The organism is Acidovorax carolinensis (assembly GCF_002157145.1).
GTDB lineage: Bacteria > Pseudomonadota > Gammaproteobacteria > Burkholderiales > Burkholderiaceae_C > Acidovorax > Acidovorax carolinensis.
Map to the genome: position 1 here is coordinate 3,925,150 of NZ_CP021361.1, position 16,827 is coordinate 3,941,976.

Genomic DNA, 16,827 nt, shown 5'->3' on the forward strand with positions numbered 1-16,827 from the left:
GACTTTTGACAATCAACTTTGGAGAGACTATGACGATCAAGATTGGCATCAACGGCTTCGGCCGCATCGGCCGCAATGTGCTGCGCTCGGCCATCCAGAACTTCAGCGACATCGAAGTCGTTGCCATCAACGACCTGCTGGAGCCCGACTACCTGGCCTACATGCTGCAGTACGACTCGGTGCACGGCCGCTTCCAGGGCACCGTGTCGGTCGAAGGCAACACCCTGATCGTCAACGGCAAGAAGATCCGCCTGACGCAAGAGCGCGACCCCGCCAACCTGAAGTGGAACGAAGTCGGCGCCGACGTGGTGATCGAATCCACCGGCCTGTTCCTGGACAAGGTCACTGCGCAAAAGCACCTGGACGCTGGTGCCAAGAAGGTCATCTTGTCGGCCCCCTCCAAGGACGACACGCCCATGTTCGTGTTCGGCGTGAACCACGCCACCTACGCGGGCCAGGCCATCATCTCCAACGCCTCGTGCACCACCAACTGCCTGGCCCCCGTGGCCAAGGTGCTGCATGACAAGTGGGGCATCAAGCGCGGCCTGATGACGACCGTGCACGCCGCCACCGCCACGCAAAAGACCGTGGACGGCCCGAGCAACAAGGACTGGCGCGGCGGCCGCGGCATCCTGGAAAACATCATTCCTTCGAGCACGGGCGCAGCCAAGGCCGTGGGCGTGGTGATTCCGGCGCTCAACAAAAAGCTGACCGGCATGTCCTTCCGCGTGCCCACCAGCGACGTGTCGGTGGTGGACCTGACGGTGGAGCTGGACAAAGCCGCCACCTACGAAGAAATCAAGGCCGAGATGAAGGCCCAGTCCGAGGGCGCCTTGAAGGGCGTGCTGGGCTACACCGAAGACAAGGTGGTGGCCACCGACTTCCGTGGCGACACCCGCACCTCCATTTTTGATGCCGATGCCGGCATCGCCCTCGATGGCACCTTCGTGAAGGTCGTGAGCTGGTACGACAACGAATGGGGCTACTCGAACAAGTGCCTGGAAATGGTGCGCGTGGTGGCCGCCAAGTAAGCACTGCGACGTGCCCCAACAAAAAACGCGCCCATGGGCGCGTTTTTTATGTGCCATCGCTGCGGGGCAGGCTCAGTGCGCAGTGACCGGTGGCTTATTCCTGCGCATCGCGGATGGTGTCGCGCCCATGGCGATCCTTGACCCGGCCCAGGTCGGTATCGAGCGCGCGCGTCAGCTTGTCCACGGCGCTGACGAATGCAGTGGCCATCTTGTCGGCATCGGCCGTCACCGTCACGGGTTGGCGGTTGGCGACGCGGGCCTCGATGCGGCAGCGCTTGTCTTCCGCCCCCGACTTGCCGGCATCCAGGTCGGTCAGAAACACCTCCAGACGGGTGATGTGCTCGCGAAACCGCGCCAGCCGGGTGCCAGCCTCGTCCTGGATCCATTGCGCCAGCGACTCTCCGCCATGGATATGGTCGTCGGTGTGTACTTGAACTTGCATAGGGCACTCCTTGTGAAAATGGAACGGCACGGCAACAAGGCCATGAACATCATGTATGTTTGCATCATGCCCGCAACCGCAGTCAATGACTTGACATCCATCAATAGCCCACCGGTCGGCAGGGAGCCAGGCGAGGCCGCGGCAGTAGCATGCACGGCACTTTCCTACAGCGGTCGTGGGGGTACGGTGCTACAAAGACAATGGCACGGTCGCCCCGCATCGCGTTGATGCGCTTTGCGCCTGCGCACCCAACGGAGCCTCGTCATGCCTGCTTCCCCCCGCCTCAAGATCGGCCTGTCGGCCTGCTTTCAGCACGCCGACCCTGCCCGCCCGCTGTTCACGGGCAAAACCCTGCAATATGTCGAACAGTCCATCGCCCACTGGATCATGTCGGCGGGTGCGATGGTGGTCATGGTGCCCTGCCCTACGGGGGCAACGGCACGCGGCGACGTCACGCTGGACCACTATGCCGAATGGCTCGACGGCATTGTCATGCACGGGGGTGCCGACGTCTGGCCGGGCAGCTACGGCGAGGAACCCCTGCGCGAAGAGTGGGTGGGAGACCGCGTGCGCGACCTCTACGATCTGGCCGTCGTGAAGGCGTTTGCCCAGGCCGGCAAACCCATTTTCGGGGTCTGCCGCGGCCTGCAGCTGATCAACGTGGCATTTGGCGGAGCGCTTTACCAGGACTTGCAGACCCAGCATCCGGGCGCGCAACAGCACCGCAACGCCACCACCTACGACCAGCATTTCCACGACATCCACATCGTGCCCGACACGCATCTGGCACAGCTTTACCCCGACAAACCGCGCGCGCGCGTCAACAGCATCCACCACCAGGGCATCAAGCGCGTGGCGCCGGATTTTGTCGTCGAAGCCCTCAGCGAACCCGACGGCGTTCCCGAAGCGATCCGGCTGCAAGCGGCGCCAGGGCGCGGCTACATCGCCGCCACGCAGTGGCACCCCGAGTTTCACCGGGTTGGCTCGGACACCCTGGACGACACCGCCATCCTCAACGACTTTCTGGCGGCCTGCAGCGCCGCCAAGGCGCGCCCGGCCGCTCCAGGCCCTGGCCCGCTGGGCCTGCGCGACCGCGCTGCACGCCTGCTGCGCCAGGCGCTGCGCCGGCGCCCTTGACGGCCTGCATCAGCGGGCCCCACTGGACCCGCCGGTGTCAGTGCTGGTGGCCGTGCGCCCCGTGCACATGGCGGTGCGCAATCTCCTCTGCCGTCGCGGCGCGCACGCCAGTCACCTTGCAGCTGAACTGCAGCGCCTGGCCTGCCAGCGGATGGTTGCCATCGAGGTGCACTTCGGGGCCCTTGATCTTGACGACGTTGAACACCTGCGGCTGGCCATCGGACCCGAGGCCTTGCAGCTGGCCGCCCACCTTCACGCCCGGGGGAAACTCGGCCTTGGGGATGGTGCGCACCAGGCTTTCGTCGCGGGCGCCAAAGGCGTCGTCCACGGCAAGGTCGAGCGTGGTGCCAAAGCCCACGGCCTGGCCATCGAGGGCCGCTTCGACCTTGGGAAAGATGTTGTCATAGCCGCCATGCAGATAGGCCATGCTGCCCGCATCGAGCGGCTTGCCCTGGGGCGTGGTGACCTTGTAGGTGATGGTGACGGCGGCGTCTTTGGTGATGTTCATGGCGTTGCGCTTTCAAGGGAGCTGCGCGGGGCGGTTCACGACGCAAGTCGGCACCGCCGCGCGGATCAAACCCCGGATTGTCCACGAGGCGCCTGCCAGACGCCTCTACAACGGTCAGGCAGCAGCGCCGGGCCGCTCTTCATCGGCCTGGCCGGGGTAGCGCGCAAACCGCCGCGCCTCGGTGCCGTGCACAGGGTCCTGCTCGGGCCAGGGCCAGCCGCCAAACTGGGTGAGGCGGTAATCGTTCATGGCCTGCATGATCTCGGCCTGCGTGTTCATCACGAAGGGGCCGTATTGCGCCACCGGCTCGCCAATGGGCTGGCCCTGCAGCAGCAGGCATTCCACGGCCGTGGCGCCGGTGTTGGTGAGCAGCCAGTCCTGGCCCGCCACCAGCTCCAGCGCGGCATGCTGGCCCACCTCCTGCGGCCCCACGCGCAGGCTGTCGCCCACAAAGAAATACAGCATGCGGCGCGTGCCCTGGCCACGCGCGGCCGGCAGCGTCCATTGCGCGCCCGGCTCCATGCGCAGCGTCCAGATGGCCACGTCGCCCTCGGGCTGCGAGGCCCACGATTCGGGCGGCGGCGCCAGCGGGGCGGGCGCGCCGGGCACTGCGCCGGCCACCACGGTCACGGTGGTAGCGCGGCCTGCGGCGTCGCTGTGCACCAGGCGCGGGATGCGCTCGTTCCACAGCATGGTGAAGTGGGGCTCTACCAACTTGTTGCGCGCGGGCAGGTTCAGCCAGATCTGAAAGAGTTCGAGCGGGTTGGGCTCGGTGGCGTTGAGCAGCGGAAACATCTCCGAGTGCACGATGCCCTTGCCGGCCGTGACCCACTGCACATCGCCGCCGCCAAAGCGCGCGGCCGCGCCCAGCGAATCCGAATGGTCGATGAGCCCCTTGCGCACCAGCGTCACGGTTTCAAAGCCGCGGTGCGGGTGGCCGGGAAAGCCGGGCACGGTGTCGCCGTGGTACATGCTCCAGCCGTCCTTGCGGCTGAAGTCGCTGCCGATCTGGCGGTCTTCCAGCGACACGGCGGGCGCGAACGCACCATTGCCTGCGGGATAGGCATCGTCATGGTGGGCGCAGAACAAAAACGGGTCCATCGTGGGCCACAGCGGGCCCAGCGCCTGGGCTTGCACGATGGGCGGGGTGGTGGCAGACGAAGACACGGCAGGGGAGGACGACATCAGGGCTCCTTGAAGTTACGCCGCCACCATCGGCGGTATGTCTGTTGAATATGGGGCCAGTGGAGTCGCAATGAAAGTGCTTCGGGTGGAACAGTGCGGTGCGCCCAGCAGGACAGCGGGCGCCCGGTGTCACACCCCATGGCGCATTGACGCCCGCTTCTCGGGGTTGAAGTCCCGCATCCTCCGCATGCGCACATCCATGCCACCGGGCATGGTGCCCGTCATGACGCCACCACCACCATCCACGACAGGCCGAAACGGTCGGCCACCATGCCAAAGGCGGGCGAGAAGAATGTCCTGCCCAGAGGCATCTGCACCGTGCCGCCCTCGGCCAGCGCGCTGAAGAGGCGCTGCGCCTCGGCCTCAGTGGCGGGATTCAACGACAGTGAGACACCCTGGAAATGGGGCTTGCCCGAGCCCAGGCTATCGGACGCCATGAGCTGCGTCTCGCCCACGCGGAAAACGGCGTGCATCACCATCTCGGGCTTGGGCCCGGTGCTCGCCCCCTCTGCCGCACAGCCTTGGCCGGCGGCGGGCTCGGGGTTGTCCTTGTAACGCATCAGTGCCGTCACCTCAGCGCCCAAGGCGCGGCGGTAAAAATCCAGCGCCTCTTCGCAGCGGCCTTCAAAAAACAGATAGGGCTCGACTTTCATGGCGGTCTCCTTGCGGTGGACGGATGAAAAGGGAAGTGTCCCCATTCCGCTTTGCATGACCGTAACCACCCGCAACAACCCTGCCGCCTGAGTGCCGCCCGGATGCCACGCCCCTCGCTGGATCAGCGGTTTCTGGACAGGGTGTAGCGCGGACTGTGACCGCGTTGCTCAGGGCTGCTTGGCCACAAACGCTACCGTCAATCCCTTGGCGGTGACCGTGATGGGCCCCGGCTGCAGGCCCAGGCCGTCGAACACGGCCGTGTCCTGCGGGCGCAGCTGGTGCAGCGTGACTTCGCGCAGCGATTGCTCGGCCAGCATCGGGCCATAGGCGTTGAGGATTTCCGTGACGGCGGGGCGAAGGGTAGGGAACTCCAGCCGCCCCAGCTTGAGCTGGTGCGCCCGCAACGTGCGGTCGCTGGCCTCGTAGCGCAGCGCAAACTCCACATCGAACATGCCCGCGTGGCTGCGCCGCAGTGCCGGTCCCGCGGCGTCCACCGCCATGGCTGCGCCCAGGCGGTTCACCTCGGGCAGCAGGCGCAGGCGTGGCGCCTGCACCGTAAGGTCAAGCAGCCCCTGCACCGGCACGCTGCGCGGAAACTTCTGGGCCACCATCTCCTGCAATTGCGCCAGCGGCACGGTGTAACTGGGCTGGGCCTGCGCGCCGCGGCCCACCAGCAACGCCGCGCCACCCCCTGCCAAAAGGCCGCAGGTGGCAGTGCTCAGAAATCGTCGGCGATGCAGCATGGGTTTCTCCTGGTAGGGAGGTGGGACACGGATGCGGGGAAAAGGTGCCCCGGCTGCGGTGGGGGGGGTGTGGTGTCGACTGCAGCGCGCCATCCGCGCACGCTGGGGAAGATGGGCAGACTTCCACGCGTTAGCAGCAAAAAAATTGAGCTGTTTTGGCCTCCAGCGCTTATCCAGAAAGCGCCAGAAGCTATGAACTCAATAGCAATTCAACGGCCCACCACCGACCAGCCGGCCTTCTGGTTGGTCTTGTCGTTTTCGTATTCCCAGGCCGTGCCACAGCGGTCGCACACATAGCGGGTGATGGTGACCGGGCCCTGTTCGCGGTCCTCCTGGCGGTTGCCACGTTGCACCAGTTCAGCATGGCCGGGCGCCTTGCGCCAGTTGCGCTGGATGCCCTGGCAGGGCTCGCACAGCGCCATGGGTTTGAGTTCGTTCTGTCGGGCCAGGTCTTTGGTCATGGGGAAGCAGCCATCATCGGCTGGTGGGTTGGTTTGCATGCTGCGGGGCGGCTACTGTAAAGCAATGGCGCCATCGCCTGCACAGAAAGGGTTGCGTGCGGGCTCCGCTCAGGCAGTGGTGGCCATGCGCAGCCTGCGCGCCGCGTCTTCGTCGCGCGCATCGTCGATTTCGCGCAGCACGGCCTGCATGTCCACATCGGCATGTGCGGGCGCATAGATGCCGGTAAGCGGGGTCTCGTTGCTCAGCAGCCCGCTCTGGTACAGGCTCCAGATCTCGGGGCCGTATTGCGTGCTGCGCAGCTCGGGGGCGAACTGGCCGAAAAAGTCGCGCAGATTGCCCACGTCGCGCAGCAGCATGCGCTGGGCGTGGTTGTTGCCCGCCGCGTCCACGGCCTGGGGCAGGTCGATGATGACGGGGCCATCGTGGCCCTCTTCACCCTCAGCGCCGGGCAGGTGCGCCAGCAGGATGTTGAACTCCGACAGATCGCCATGCACCACGCCCGCACACAGCATGCGCACCACCTCGGCCACCAGCGTGGCGTGGTGGGTGCGGGCGTCTTCGGGCGTAAAACTTACATCGTTCAGGCGCGGGGCCGCGTCGCCGTTCGCATCGGTTACCAGCTCCATCAGCAATACGCCGTCGTGAAAGTTGTAGGGCTGCGGCACGCGCACGCCTGCGGCAGCCAGGCGGTAGAGCGCATCGACCTCGGCGCTTTGCCAGGCGGCCTCTTGCTCTTGCCGGCCGAACTTGCTGCCCTTGGCCATCGCGCGGGCCGAGCGTGAATTCTTGACTTTGCGGTTTTCGGTGTAGTCCACCGCTTGGCGGAAGCTGCGGTTGTTGGCCTCTTTGTAGATCTTGGCGCAGCGGGTTTCATCGCCACAGCGCACCACGAAGACCATGGCTTCCTTGCCGCTCATGAGTTGCCGAACCACGGTGTCGATGAGGCCTTCCTCAATGAGGGATTGCAGGCGGGGGGGTGCTTTCATCGGTGCATTTTGCGCCCGGTGCGCAATCCCATGGCGCGGCACAGGATGCTGGTGCCGGGTGGTAAGTGGCTCAGGCCAGCGCGCTCAGATCGCGCAGGCGCTGGTGCAGCGCGTCGTTCTCATCCACCGGCAGCTGGTTTTTGGCCTGCAGATAGTGGTGGGTGAACACGTCAAGGTAAGCCTCCAGCGTCTGCGCCGCGCGCGTTTCGCCCGCCAGTTCAAGGCACAGGGCGGCCACCTCGGAGGTGCACAGGTGGTCGTCGTGCAGCGCATGGCGCAGGCGGTAGCGCGAGCGTTGCCCCGGCTGCAGGGTGAGCACGGGCAGGCGATCCAGATAAGGGCTTTTGCGAAACATGCGGCGCGCCTCGGGCCAGGTGCCATCGAGCAGCACAAACAGCGGGCGCTTGCCGCCACCGGCGCCCTGCGGGGCATCGGGGCCCGCGTTGCAGGCAAGGTCGGTCAGCACCCGCTCGGGCGCCACATCATCACCCGGGAACACCACCACCGGCTGCCACTGCGGGTCGGCCAGCAGGGCCAGCAGATCCGGGTGCACCGAGGTGCGCGCCCAGCCAAAGGCAAAGGTGTCGGCCACCACATCGGCGATCAGCCAGCCGGTGTTGCTGGGCTTGAGCGCCTCAACATCGCCCATCAGCAAACACACACCCGCGCGGGTGGGCACGGTCGGGCGCAGCGCGCACAGGCAGTGGCTGGGCAGCAGGCGGCAGCCCGCGCAGCGCTCGCCGCGCGGGCCACCACGCGCCAGAAAGGGCTTGGAACTGCGCGCCAGGCGCTCGGTGCGCTGGCGCGAGACGGCATGGGGAATCACGGGCGCTGCGGCCATGGTCATCGGCCGCCCGTGCATTCGAGCTCAAACAGCGGCACCTCGGACTGGCGGCTCAGCCACAGGCCGCCGCCCAGCTCGGTAAAGCCCTCTTGCAGGCCGCGCCGGTACAGCTCGGCCCGGTGGCGAAACAGTCGCGGGTCGGTCAGGTCTTCGTCGAGGATGTCGCGCTCATAGTCCTCGCGCGTGACGGCCTCGACATACAGCGCGCCCCGGCTCAACCGGCCCAGGTTGCGCAAGGCCAGTTTCAGGTCGGACGGGTTCAGGTAGGGCAGCACGCCCTGGCAGATCACCAGGTCGAACGGCTCGGCCGGGTCATGGGCCTGGTAGTCCACCACCGAACCGCGCTCCCAGCCAAAGCGCCCGCACAGGTAGTCGCTGAGCTCCACGCCGTGGTAGCTGGCATCGGGGAAATGCCTGGCCACCGCTGCACGCCACAGGCCAATGCCACAGCCCACATCGAGCACCCGCTTCACTGGCACGCGCAGGTACTGCAGGTAGCTGCACACAAAGGCGCCCAGCCGCTCGGCGTGCTCGGGGTCTATCACGCTGGTTTTCTTGTCGAAGTAGTAGCGCTGGTAGTAGGCCTCATCGAACCAGGTATCACTTGCAGATTTCACTCGCCCTCCTCAGGCTGGCAACACCGTCCACGGCAACAGCGCGCGTGAGGGACAGTGGCGGGCAAGTATGGCGCAGGTGCCGTTGCGGCGTGGGCGGCTGCGCAATTGGAGTGTTTTAGGGCTTCAGCGCTTATGTCGCCTGCGCAAGCAGCTATGAATATTGCATCACCGTGCAGGCCTGGCATAGGCCATGGCACAAGGTGCCGTTGCGAGCGCGGTTGTCGCAGGCCTACTTGGCAGGGCGGTGCAGCACGCAGAGCTTGTTGCCGTCCGGGTCGCGCAGATACGCCAGGTACAGCGGGCCGCCGGGGCCTTCGCGAAAGCCCGGTGGGTCTTCGCAAGTGGTGCCGCCATGGGCCACGCCCGCCGCATGCCAGGCGGCTGCCTGCTCAGGCGACTGTGCGGTAAAGCCGATGGTGCTGCCATTGCCGTGGCAGGCCGGCTCGCCATTGATCGGCGTGGAGATGGCGAACGTGCCGCCCGCGCTGCGGTAGAAATAGCGGTTCTTGTTGGCCAGGCCGGGCGCAATGCCCAAGGTGCCAAGCAGCGCGTCGTAGAACCGCTTCGACATTTCCAGATCGTTCACACCCACCATCACATGACTGAACATTGGCATCCTCCGTTGAAACCCGGCATCGGGTGAAATAAGTTGCTGCGCATGTTACGTGCGATGCCCGGCGCCTGACCATCCAGTCCAACCGCAGCACGTAGCTCCACGTACCCATGGCACTCCAAAAGACCGCCACGCCGCCAAAATCCACGCCATGCAACCCACCCATTTCACCCCCGTTCTGCTCGACAAAGCCTACCGCCTGCTCAACCACGGCCCCACGGTGCTGGTGTCCGCCAGCCATGGCGGCGTGGACAACGTCATGTCAGCCGCCTGGGTCTGCGCGCTGGACTTTGCCCCGCCCAAGGTCACGGTGGTGCTCGACAAGGCCACGCGCACACGCGAACTGGTGGAAGCCAGCGGCTGCTTCGCCTTGCAGCTGCCCACCGTGACACAGGCTGCGATGACGGTAGCCGTCGGCACCGACAGCGCCAAGACCGTGCCTGACAAACTGCAACGCCACGGGGTGGCGTTGTTTGAAGCCCCCGGCCACCCCAGCACCCCGCTGGTGCATGGCTGCGCCGCCTGGCTGGTATGCCGCGTCATTCCCGAGCCGCACAATCAGCAGGCCTACGACCTCTTCATCGGCGAAGTGGTAGCCGCCTGGGCCGACGAGCGTGTGTTCCGCAACGGGCACTGGGAGTTCGACACCGCCCCGGACGAACTGCGCACCTTGCATTACGTGGCGGGTGGGCAGTTTTATGCGACGGGGGCTTCGGTGCGGGTGTGAGCCGCATTTTGATTAATACGGCTCGGGCTTTGAGCCGTATCGATCCAAACCGGCTTGGACGGAAATCGATGAAGTGCGGATGAGAAATAGATACGAGGCAAGGCGACCTCAATTCCGAAGTGCGACACCGGGCATTGAGGTCAAGATGGAAAAGAAAAATTACCAGCAAACTAGGCGATCAGAAACCAAAGCCAACCTCTGTGTCGCCCTGGTAGCCGCCACATAAAGCACCCGCGCAGCCTCCCTGCGCGCCTGCAGTTCGGCGTGCGAGAGCGCCTCTGCGCACTTTCCCGCCCCGTGGGCAGGATCCAGCGCCCCCACCCCCGATATCGCCACCACCGGAAACTCCAGCCCCTTGCTGACCTTCATGGTCATGACCTTCACGCTGTTAGCCAGCGGGTCGTAGTCGCCCACGCCGAGGCGGTTTTGCACGGGCAGGCCGCGCTTGGCCAGTGTGCTGGCACACAGGTCGCGGGTTTTGGCGTCGCGGCACAGCACGGCCATGTCGCCCCAAGCAAAGCCATCGGCGTGGGCGCCCTGCAATAGCTCCGCAATCTTGGCAGCCTGTTCGGGCAGAGTCAGCAAATTGATGATGATGGGCTCGGGGCCATCGCGGCCGCAACTAACAGGTTTAACGAGAGGAATGCCGTCGTCATCCCGATCTTCGGCCGTGAGCAAATCGCCCGCGATGGCGTTGGCGGTTTGCAGAATCTGCCGCGTGTTGCGGTAATTGATCTTGAGGATGGTGGTGCGGCCCTGGGCCTGGATGCCCACGCTTTTGAAGCTGAAGTTCTTCTTGCGGCCCCGGTCGTAGATGCTCTGCGCGTCGTCGTACAGAACCAGCAGGGTGTTGGTGGTGGGGTCCACCATTTGCGTGACGAGCTTGAGCCACTCGGGCGCAAAGTCGTGGCCTTCGTCGATGAGCACGGCGAGGTATTGACGCGTGGGGATATGGCCGCGCTCCACGCCGGTGATGACGCGCTGCACCATGTCGGCAAAGAAGGCTTCTTGCGGCAGGTTGTTGGCGGGCAGGCCCTGGCCGTAAGCCACGAGCTGGGCACGGGCCCATTTGTGAAAGTGCACGCAGTGCACGCGCTCACCCAGGCCCTTGGCGGCCAAGGTGGCGGCCAGCTTCACGGCCAGGGGCTCGTTGTAGCAAAGCACCAGCACGGGCTTGCCTGCAGCCGTGGCGCGGGCCAGGTATTCGGCGCGGTAGCCGAGGATCATGGTTTTGCCCGAACCCGCCACGCCGTGGATGACGCGGTGGCCGTCACCCAGGCTGCGGGCCAGTTGCTCTTGCTGCAGGTCCATCACGCGCAGCATGTCGGGCACTTCGGCCTGCATGTCGGCCTCGTCAAACAGGCTGGCCTGATCGGGGATGCGCACCTGCGGAAAGAGGATCCAGCGCACCCGGTCGATTTGCGGCAAGGTGAGCGTCTGGTAGCGCTCGTAGGGAAACATTTCCCACAGGCGGCTCTGGAAAACCTCCGCGTCCACGCTCTCGGTCATCTCGTCGCTGCAGATCACGCGGTGGGCGGCGATGGCTTTGTCCAGCTGCGCATCGGTGAACTGCCTGCGCGTGATGTTGGGCAACACCACGCCGTAGCTCCACGCAAAAACCACCTCGCCCTGGCGGCGGCCATCGGGGTGCACCAGGCGCTTGTCGGCGCGCAGGGCGCCGAGCACGGCGTGGGCGTAATTGCGCGCTTGGGCGAAAGGGGATTGGATGTGCTTGGGCCCGCCGCTGGCGTTGTCCAGAATAGTCCACTCGTCTTTGTCAGCCTGCACGATGGTGCTCAGGCGGAAGTCTTTGACTTCCAGAATCAAGAGGCCCCGGCTGGGGTGCAGCACGATAAAGTCGGGATGCAGTTGCTGGGGACCCACGGGCACGTCATACCAGAGCAGGTAGTCGTCGTCGAGCTTGTGCTCCAGACGCTCTGCCAGGCGCCGCTCTCCGCTTGTCATGCGCGAAACACATGCGCCCAATGCTGGTATCAATGTCGCCATGCCACCTGTTGCCTCCCCTGTTTGCCCGTTGATGTGTGCAGTTGTTAATGCACTGTAGGGGGTGTGGCGACAAGGCGCAACCCGTGGAGGGTCAAAGCGGCCTCAAAGCACTGCAGCAGCGGGGCGACTGAAAAGACCGCCCGCAGAACGATACAAAAGGGCTGCAGTCCTTATGAATAAAGCGCGAGCAGCTATTAGTTTTAAATCATTGCGCACACTCAGCCCTTGACCAGCCCGCCATCCACGATCAGGTTCTGCCCGGTCACAGCACGCGACCAGGGCGAGAGGAAGAACAGCACGGCGTCGGCAAACTCGGCCGGCGTGGTCACGCGGCGCAGCGGGGTCAGGCTGGCGATGAGTTCGAACACGGCCTCGGGCGTGGCGCTGCTGGCGTCGGTGCTGCGCAGCAGGCCGCCCGACACCATGTTCACCGTGATGCCGTGCGGCCCCAGGTCGTTGGCCGCCGTGCGGGTGAGCGACAGTAGCGCGGCCTTGGCGGCGGTGTAGTCGTGGTAAGGCACCACCGGGTTCTGGAACAGGTTGGTGCCCACGTTCACGATGCGGCCGAAGCCCTGTGCGCGCATGCCGGGCAGTGCGGCCTGCAAGGTGTTGAGCGCACCCTTCACGGCGCCTTCGATCTGCTGGTTGAAGCGCTGCCATGCAATGTCGCCAATCTGCGGGCGGGCGTCGCCGTCGAACCGAAAGCCCACCAGTGCGTTGTTCACCACGCTGCTGATGGCCTGGCCGGTGCGCTCATGGGCCTGCGCAAACAGCTGGTGCACGGCGACGGTATCGGTCACATCGGCCTGCAGCGCGATGGCGCGCGGGCCCAGTTCTTCGGCCAGCGCGGCGGCGGCCTGGTCGCTGCGGTGGTAGTTGATGACCACGCCCGCGCCTTCGCGCGCCAGCGCCCGTGTGATGGCCTGACCCAGACCGCGCGCGCCGCCGGTCACCAAAACCCATTGTTCCGCTATCAGCATGTCGATTCCTCAGATGGATGCAGGCGCCGATTGTGGCCGCAAAGGCGCCTGGTGCGCGGAGCGTCAGGGCTGCAGATACCGCCCCGCCAGCTCTTTCTGCGCCGCCGCATCCACGCCCAGCACGTCCACCAGATACGTCTGCACGCCGCCATAGTCGTTGTCCACCGTATGCAGCGCCGCATCCAGAAACTCTTCCTGCACGCGCCACAGCACGCGGAGCACTTCCTCGGGGGCTTGACTGCCCATGCCCGGCGGGCGTTGGTAGAGCGCATTGGTGAGCAGGTAGTCGTGCATGACCACATCGCGCGGCACGCCCAGGGCCAGCAGGATGAGGGCGGCGGCAAAGCCCGTGCGGTCCTTGCCGGCGGTGCAGTGGAACACGGTGGGCGCGTCGCTGGCCAGCAGCAGGCGAAACAGCTCGGCAAAGCGCGGGGCGTTGTCGTGCACAAAGCCCCGGTAGGTTTCCTGCATCAGCGCCACGGCGTCTTGCGCGGTGAGCTGGCGGCCGGTGCGTTGCAGGTCGAGTGCGCGCTGCACCACGGTGGGCTCGATGGCCAGCGGATGGTAGGCCACGCCGGGCAGCTGGTAGGCATGGGCCGCGCTTTCGGCCTGGCCGCGGAAGTCCACCGTGCGGGTCACGCCCAGATCGGCCAGCAGGGCCTGGTCTTGCGCGGTGAGGCCCGCCAGGTGGTCGGAGCGAAAGAGCCGCCGCCATTTCACCTGCTGCCCGCCGTGGCCGGTGTAGCCGCCCAGGTCGCGGAAGTTGGTGACGCCCGCAAAGGGCAGGGAGCGGGAAGGACCGGTGGATGGCGTGTGGTGTTGCTGCAGTGGCATGGCAGGGGCGTTGAGCTAGGCAAAGCGTGTGGACACGCGATGACCCAGCTTAGCCCATGCGGGTGACAGGCCCTGTCACGCGGGTGCCCTGGGCCCGCTACCCCCCTGCCACCACCACCCGCGTGCCGGTCAGCCCAGGTGATTGCCCAGGATGCCCGCCAGCTCGAACATGCCTGCGCTGTCCTTGCCGAACACGGCGCGCAGCTTGTCGTCGGCGACGATGGTGCGCTTGTCCTTGGGGTCTTGCAGGTTGTGGGCCTTGATGTATTCCCACATCTTCTTGACAGCCTCGGGCCGGGCCACGGGCTCGGCGCCGATCACGGCAGCCAGTGCGGCGCTGGGCGCCTTGCCGGCAGCGGCCTTGCGGGGGGTCTTGGCGGCGGCCGTCTTGGTGGCAGGGGCCTTTTTGGTGGCGGCAGGTTTTGCGGCTTTTTTGGCTGCAGCGCTTGTCCTGCTTGCGCTAGCAGCTCCTGTTTTTGCAGCAGCACCGGGGCGCGGCGGGAACTTGGATGGCGCAAACTCGAAGTTGACCTTGGCTGCCTCCTTGTCCCACGCCAGGTGGGCCTTGAAGGCGCGGCGGGTGCGCATGCTGACGAACTTGTCGAGCAGATCGGTCTTGCCGGTGGCCAGCAGCTTGGTCATCTGCTCGCGCTCCACGGGCTGCTGCAGGATGATCTTGCCGCTCTTGAACGTGCAGCTGGGCGTGGGCTGGGCGGCGGTGGGCACGGCCTTGCTGCACACGTAGTTGCTGCCATGCTCATGCACTTCTGAGCCGCAGATGGGGCAGGCGCCCAGCGATGCGTCTTCAAACTCCACGATCTCACCGGACTCTTCGCCCTTCTTGTCGTCGCCAAAGTCGAATTCGAGCTTGTAGTTGTGCGCCTCGTCGTCGTACTTGATGACGATTTCGGACGTGAACGGCCAGCCCGCCTTGGAGCGGAAGCCTTCCAGCGGGCCGATCTTCTTGTCGCGCAGCAGGGCGTTGGCCTCGGCCGTCTCGAACGTGCGGCCGGCGGGCGACTTGCCGAAGCTGAAACCGCAGCCTTCGGCGCCCGGCTTGCCCACGCAGGCAAAGCGGCGGTAGTTCTCTTTCACCACGCCGCCGCAGTTGGGGCATGGGGATTCGAGCGTGGCGTAGTCGCCGGGGATGGTGTCGCGGTCGTATTCCTTGGCCTTTTTCACCATGCGCTCGGTCATGGCGGCGATCTGCTGCATGAACGCTTCGCGCGAGAGCAGACCCTTTTCCATCTGCGAGAGCTTGAACTCCCATTCGCCCGTGAGGTCGGCGCGGCAAAGTTCTTCCACCTCCAGCCCGCGCAGCAGCGTCATGAGCTGGAAGGCCTTGGCCGTGGGGATGATCTCGCGGCCTTCGCGCAGCATGTATTTTTCGGTCAGCAGGCCTTCGATGATGGCCGCGCGCGTGGCTGGCGTGCCCAGGCCTTTTTCCTGCATCGCGCTGCGCAGTTCTTCGTCGTCGATCTGCTTGCCCGCGCTTTCCATGGCGCCCAGCAGCGTGGCTTCGGAGTAGCGGGCGGGCGGCTTGGTCTTGAGGCCCTTGGGGTCGGCGGCCAGGGTGTTGACCATCTCACCGGGTTTCACGGGCACCAGGTTCTGGCCCTTGTCGCCCTCTTTGCCGCCTTCCACTTCATCGGCGGCTTCCTTGCCGTAGATGGCCAGCCAGCCAGGCTTGACCAGCACCTTGCCCTCGGTCTTGAAGCTGTGCGGTGCGACGGTCGAAATGCGCGTGGTCACCGTGTATTCGGCACTCGGGAAGAACACGGCCATGAAGCGGCGCACGACCAGGTCGTACAGCTTCTGCTCGGCTTCAGAGAGGCCACTCGGCGCCTGCAGCGTGGGGATGATGGCAAAGTGATCGCTCACCTTGCTGTTGTCAAAGATGCGCTTGGACGGGCGCACGTAGTTGTTGTTCAGCGCCGTGAGCGCGTGCGGCGCCAGGTGCCGCATGCCGCTGTCGGCCAGCATTTCGAAGGTCTGCTTGGCCACGGGCAGATAGTCCTCGGGCAGCGCGCGCGAGTCGGTACGCGGGTAGGTCAGGGCCTTGTGGCGCTCGTACAGGCTTTGCGCCAGCGCCAGCGTGGTCTTGGCCGAGAAGCCGAACTTGCCGTTGGCCTCGCGCTGCAGGCTGGTCAAATCGAACAGCAGGGGCGAGGCCTGCGTGGTGGGCTTGCTCTCTTCGGTGACCGTGGCCTGCTTGCCGCGCACGGCGTTGGCAATGGCCTGGGCTTCGGCGGCCGACCACACGCGGTCCGCGCGGGCTTCTGCGTCTTCGCTTTTCTTCCACTTCGGATCGAACCACTTGGCGGGGTACTCGCCCGCTTCGGCGCCAAAGGTAGCGTGGATTTCCCAGTAGTCGCGGCTGATGAACTTGCGGATCTTTTCTTCACGCTCCACCACCAGCGACAGCGTGGGCGTCTGCACCCGGCCCACGGTGGTCAGAAAGAACCCGCCATCGCGCGAGTTGAACGCCGTCATGGCGCGCGTGCCGTTGATGCCCACCAGCCAGTCGGCCTCGGATCGGCTGCGGGCTGCACTGGCCAGGCCCGCCATCTGCTGCTCGGTGCGCAGCGCGTCAAAGCCGTCGCGAATGGCCTGCGGTGTCATGGACTGCAGCCACAGGCGCTTGACGGGCTTGCCCAGGGGTTTGGCGCCGCCCGCGTACTGCTCGATCAGGCGAAAGATCAGCTCGCCCTCGCGGCCCGCGTCGCAGGCGTTGATGAGTTCGGTCACATCCTTGCGCTTGGCCTGCTTGACCACCGCGTTCAGGCGGCTCTTGGTCTTGTCCACGGGCTTCAAGTCAAAGTACGGCGGGATCACGGGCAGGTGGGCAAAGCTCCACTTGCCGCGCTTCACGTCAAACTCTTCGGGCGCCTGGATTTCCACCAGGTGGCCGACGGCGCTGGTGACTACATAGCGGTCGTTCTCGAAGTGGTCGTCGTGCTTGTCGAACTTGCCGGCCACGGGGGTCAGTGCGCGCACGATGTCTTGCGCGACAGAGGGTTTTTCTGCAATTACCAGGGTCTTGGTCATTTGGGGGCT

The 16,827-nt window shown here is 65.6% G+C and carries 17 protein-coding genes; 3 read left to right on the plus strand and 14 right to left on the minus strand.

Annotated elements, in window-relative coordinates:
- The first annotated feature begins 29 nt into the window (after positions 1 to 29).
- A complete protein-coding gene (gap, locus tag CBP34_RS18455) occupies positions 30 to 1,031 on the plus strand; it encodes a type I glyceraldehyde-3-phosphate dehydrogenase (protein ID WP_094098867.1) in 1,002 nt (333 codons plus the stop codon).
- Between the two features lie 94 nt (positions 1,032 to 1,125).
- Here the strand turns inward: gap and CBP34_RS18460 are convergent, their stop codons facing one another.
- Positions 1,126 to 1,473, minus strand: a complete 348-nt coding sequence (locus CBP34_RS18460; protein WP_094098868.1) for an HPF/RaiA family ribosome-associated protein — start codon at positions 1,471 to 1,473, stop codon at positions 1,126 to 1,128.
- Between the two features lie 264 nt (positions 1,474 to 1,737).
- Here CBP34_RS18460 and CBP34_RS18465 point away from each other — a divergent pair, with 264 nt between their 5' ends.
- A complete protein-coding gene (locus CBP34_RS18465) occupies positions 1,738 to 2,610 on the plus strand; it encodes a gamma-glutamyl-gamma-aminobutyrate hydrolase family protein (RefSeq protein WP_094098869.1) in 873 nt (290 codons plus the stop codon).
- A gap of 37 nt (positions 2,611 to 2,647) precedes the next feature.
- On the opposite strand, the gene CBP34_RS18470 is transcribed toward CBP34_RS18465, so the two are convergent.
- From CBP34_RS18470 to CBP34_RS18510, 9 genes are all read right to left on the minus strand, one after another.
- Positions 2,648 to 3,118, minus strand: coding sequence for an FKBP-type peptidyl-prolyl cis-trans isomerase (locus tag CBP34_RS18470; protein ID WP_094098870.1), 471 nt, complete (start codon positions 3,116 to 3,118; stop codon positions 2,648 to 2,650).
- 114 nt (positions 3,119 to 3,232) lie between these two features.
- Positions 3,233 to 4,303: a pirin family protein gene (locus CBP34_RS18475; RefSeq protein WP_094098871.1), complete on the minus strand. Its 1,071-nt coding sequence runs from the start codon at positions 4,301 to 4,303 to the stop codon at positions 3,233 to 3,235.
- Between the two features lie 221 nt (positions 4,304 to 4,524).
- Positions 4,525 to 4,956, minus strand: coding sequence for a VOC family protein (locus tag CBP34_RS18480; protein ID WP_094098872.1), 432 nt, complete (start codon positions 4,954 to 4,956; stop codon positions 4,525 to 4,527).
- A 168-nt stretch (positions 4,957 to 5,124) separates the two neighbouring features.
- Positions 5,125 to 5,700 carry a DUF1439 domain-containing protein gene (locus tag CBP34_RS18485; RefSeq protein WP_094098873.1) on the minus strand — a complete coding sequence of 192 codons (576 nt, stop codon included), beginning with the start codon at positions 5,698 to 5,700 and terminating at the stop codon, positions 5,125 to 5,127.
- Between the two features lie 209 nt (positions 5,701 to 5,909).
- Complete coding sequence (locus tag CBP34_RS18490) at positions 5,910 to 6,161, minus strand: hypothetical protein (RefSeq protein WP_086914250.1); 252 nt, start codon at positions 6,159 to 6,161, stop codon at positions 5,910 to 5,912.
- Positions 6,162 to 6,269: 108 nt separating this feature from the next.
- Complete coding sequence (locus CBP34_RS18495) at positions 6,270 to 7,148, minus strand: PA4780 family RIO1-like protein kinase (RefSeq protein WP_094098874.1); 879 nt, start codon at positions 7,146 to 7,148, stop codon at positions 6,270 to 6,272.
- 70 nt (positions 7,149 to 7,218) lie between these two features.
- The gene (locus CBP34_RS18500; RefSeq protein ID WP_208616350.1) at positions 7,219 to 7,995 is read right to left on the minus strand and encodes a tRNA-uridine aminocarboxypropyltransferase; all 777 of its coding nucleotides are present in this window, start codon (positions 7,993 to 7,995) and stop codon (positions 7,219 to 7,221) included.
- Positions 7,992 to 8,609, minus strand: coding sequence for a class I SAM-dependent methyltransferase (locus CBP34_RS18505; RefSeq protein WP_094098875.1), 618 nt, complete (start codon positions 8,607 to 8,609; stop codon positions 7,992 to 7,994). Before CBP34_RS18505 ends, CBP34_RS18500 begins: the two co-directional genes overlap by 4 nt.
- A gap of 229 nt (positions 8,610 to 8,838) precedes the next feature.
- Complete coding sequence (locus tag CBP34_RS18510) at positions 8,839 to 9,219, minus strand: VOC family protein (protein WP_094098876.1); 381 nt, start codon at positions 9,217 to 9,219, stop codon at positions 8,839 to 8,841.
- 154 nt (positions 9,220 to 9,373) lie between these two features.
- Here CBP34_RS18510 and CBP34_RS18515 point away from each other — a divergent pair, with 154 nt between their 5' ends.
- Complete coding sequence (locus CBP34_RS18515; protein WP_094098877.1) at positions 9,374 to 9,949, plus strand: flavin reductase family protein; 576 nt, start codon at positions 9,374 to 9,376, stop codon at positions 9,947 to 9,949.
- A 159-nt stretch (positions 9,950 to 10,108) separates the two neighbouring features.
- On the opposite strand, the gene CBP34_RS18520 is transcribed toward CBP34_RS18515, so the two are convergent.
- The 4 genes from CBP34_RS18520 to CBP34_RS18535 form a co-directional block, all read right to left on the minus strand.
- Positions 10,109 to 11,956: a DEAD/DEAH box helicase gene (locus tag CBP34_RS18520; RefSeq protein WP_208616351.1), complete on the minus strand. Its 1,848-nt coding sequence runs from the start codon at positions 11,954 to 11,956 to the stop codon at positions 10,109 to 10,111.
- A 218-nt stretch (positions 11,957 to 12,174) separates the two neighbouring features.
- Positions 12,175 to 12,936, minus strand: a complete 762-nt coding sequence (locus CBP34_RS18525; protein ID WP_094098879.1) for a 3-oxoacyl-ACP reductase — start codon at positions 12,934 to 12,936, stop codon at positions 12,175 to 12,177.
- 63 nt (positions 12,937 to 12,999) lie between these two features.
- Positions 13,000 to 13,770 (minus strand): tyrosine-protein phosphatase, encoded by a 771-nt coding sequence (locus tag CBP34_RS18530; protein ID WP_094098880.1) that lies wholly within the window; start codon positions 13,768 to 13,770, stop codon positions 13,000 to 13,002.
- Positions 13,771 to 13,899: 129 nt separating this feature from the next.
- On the minus strand, positions 13,900 to 16,818 hold the full coding sequence (locus tag CBP34_RS18535; RefSeq protein WP_094099266.1) for a DNA topoisomerase III: 2,919 nt from the start codon (positions 16,816 to 16,818) through the stop codon (positions 13,900 to 13,902).
- Positions 16,819 to 16,827: the final 9 nt, after the last annotated feature.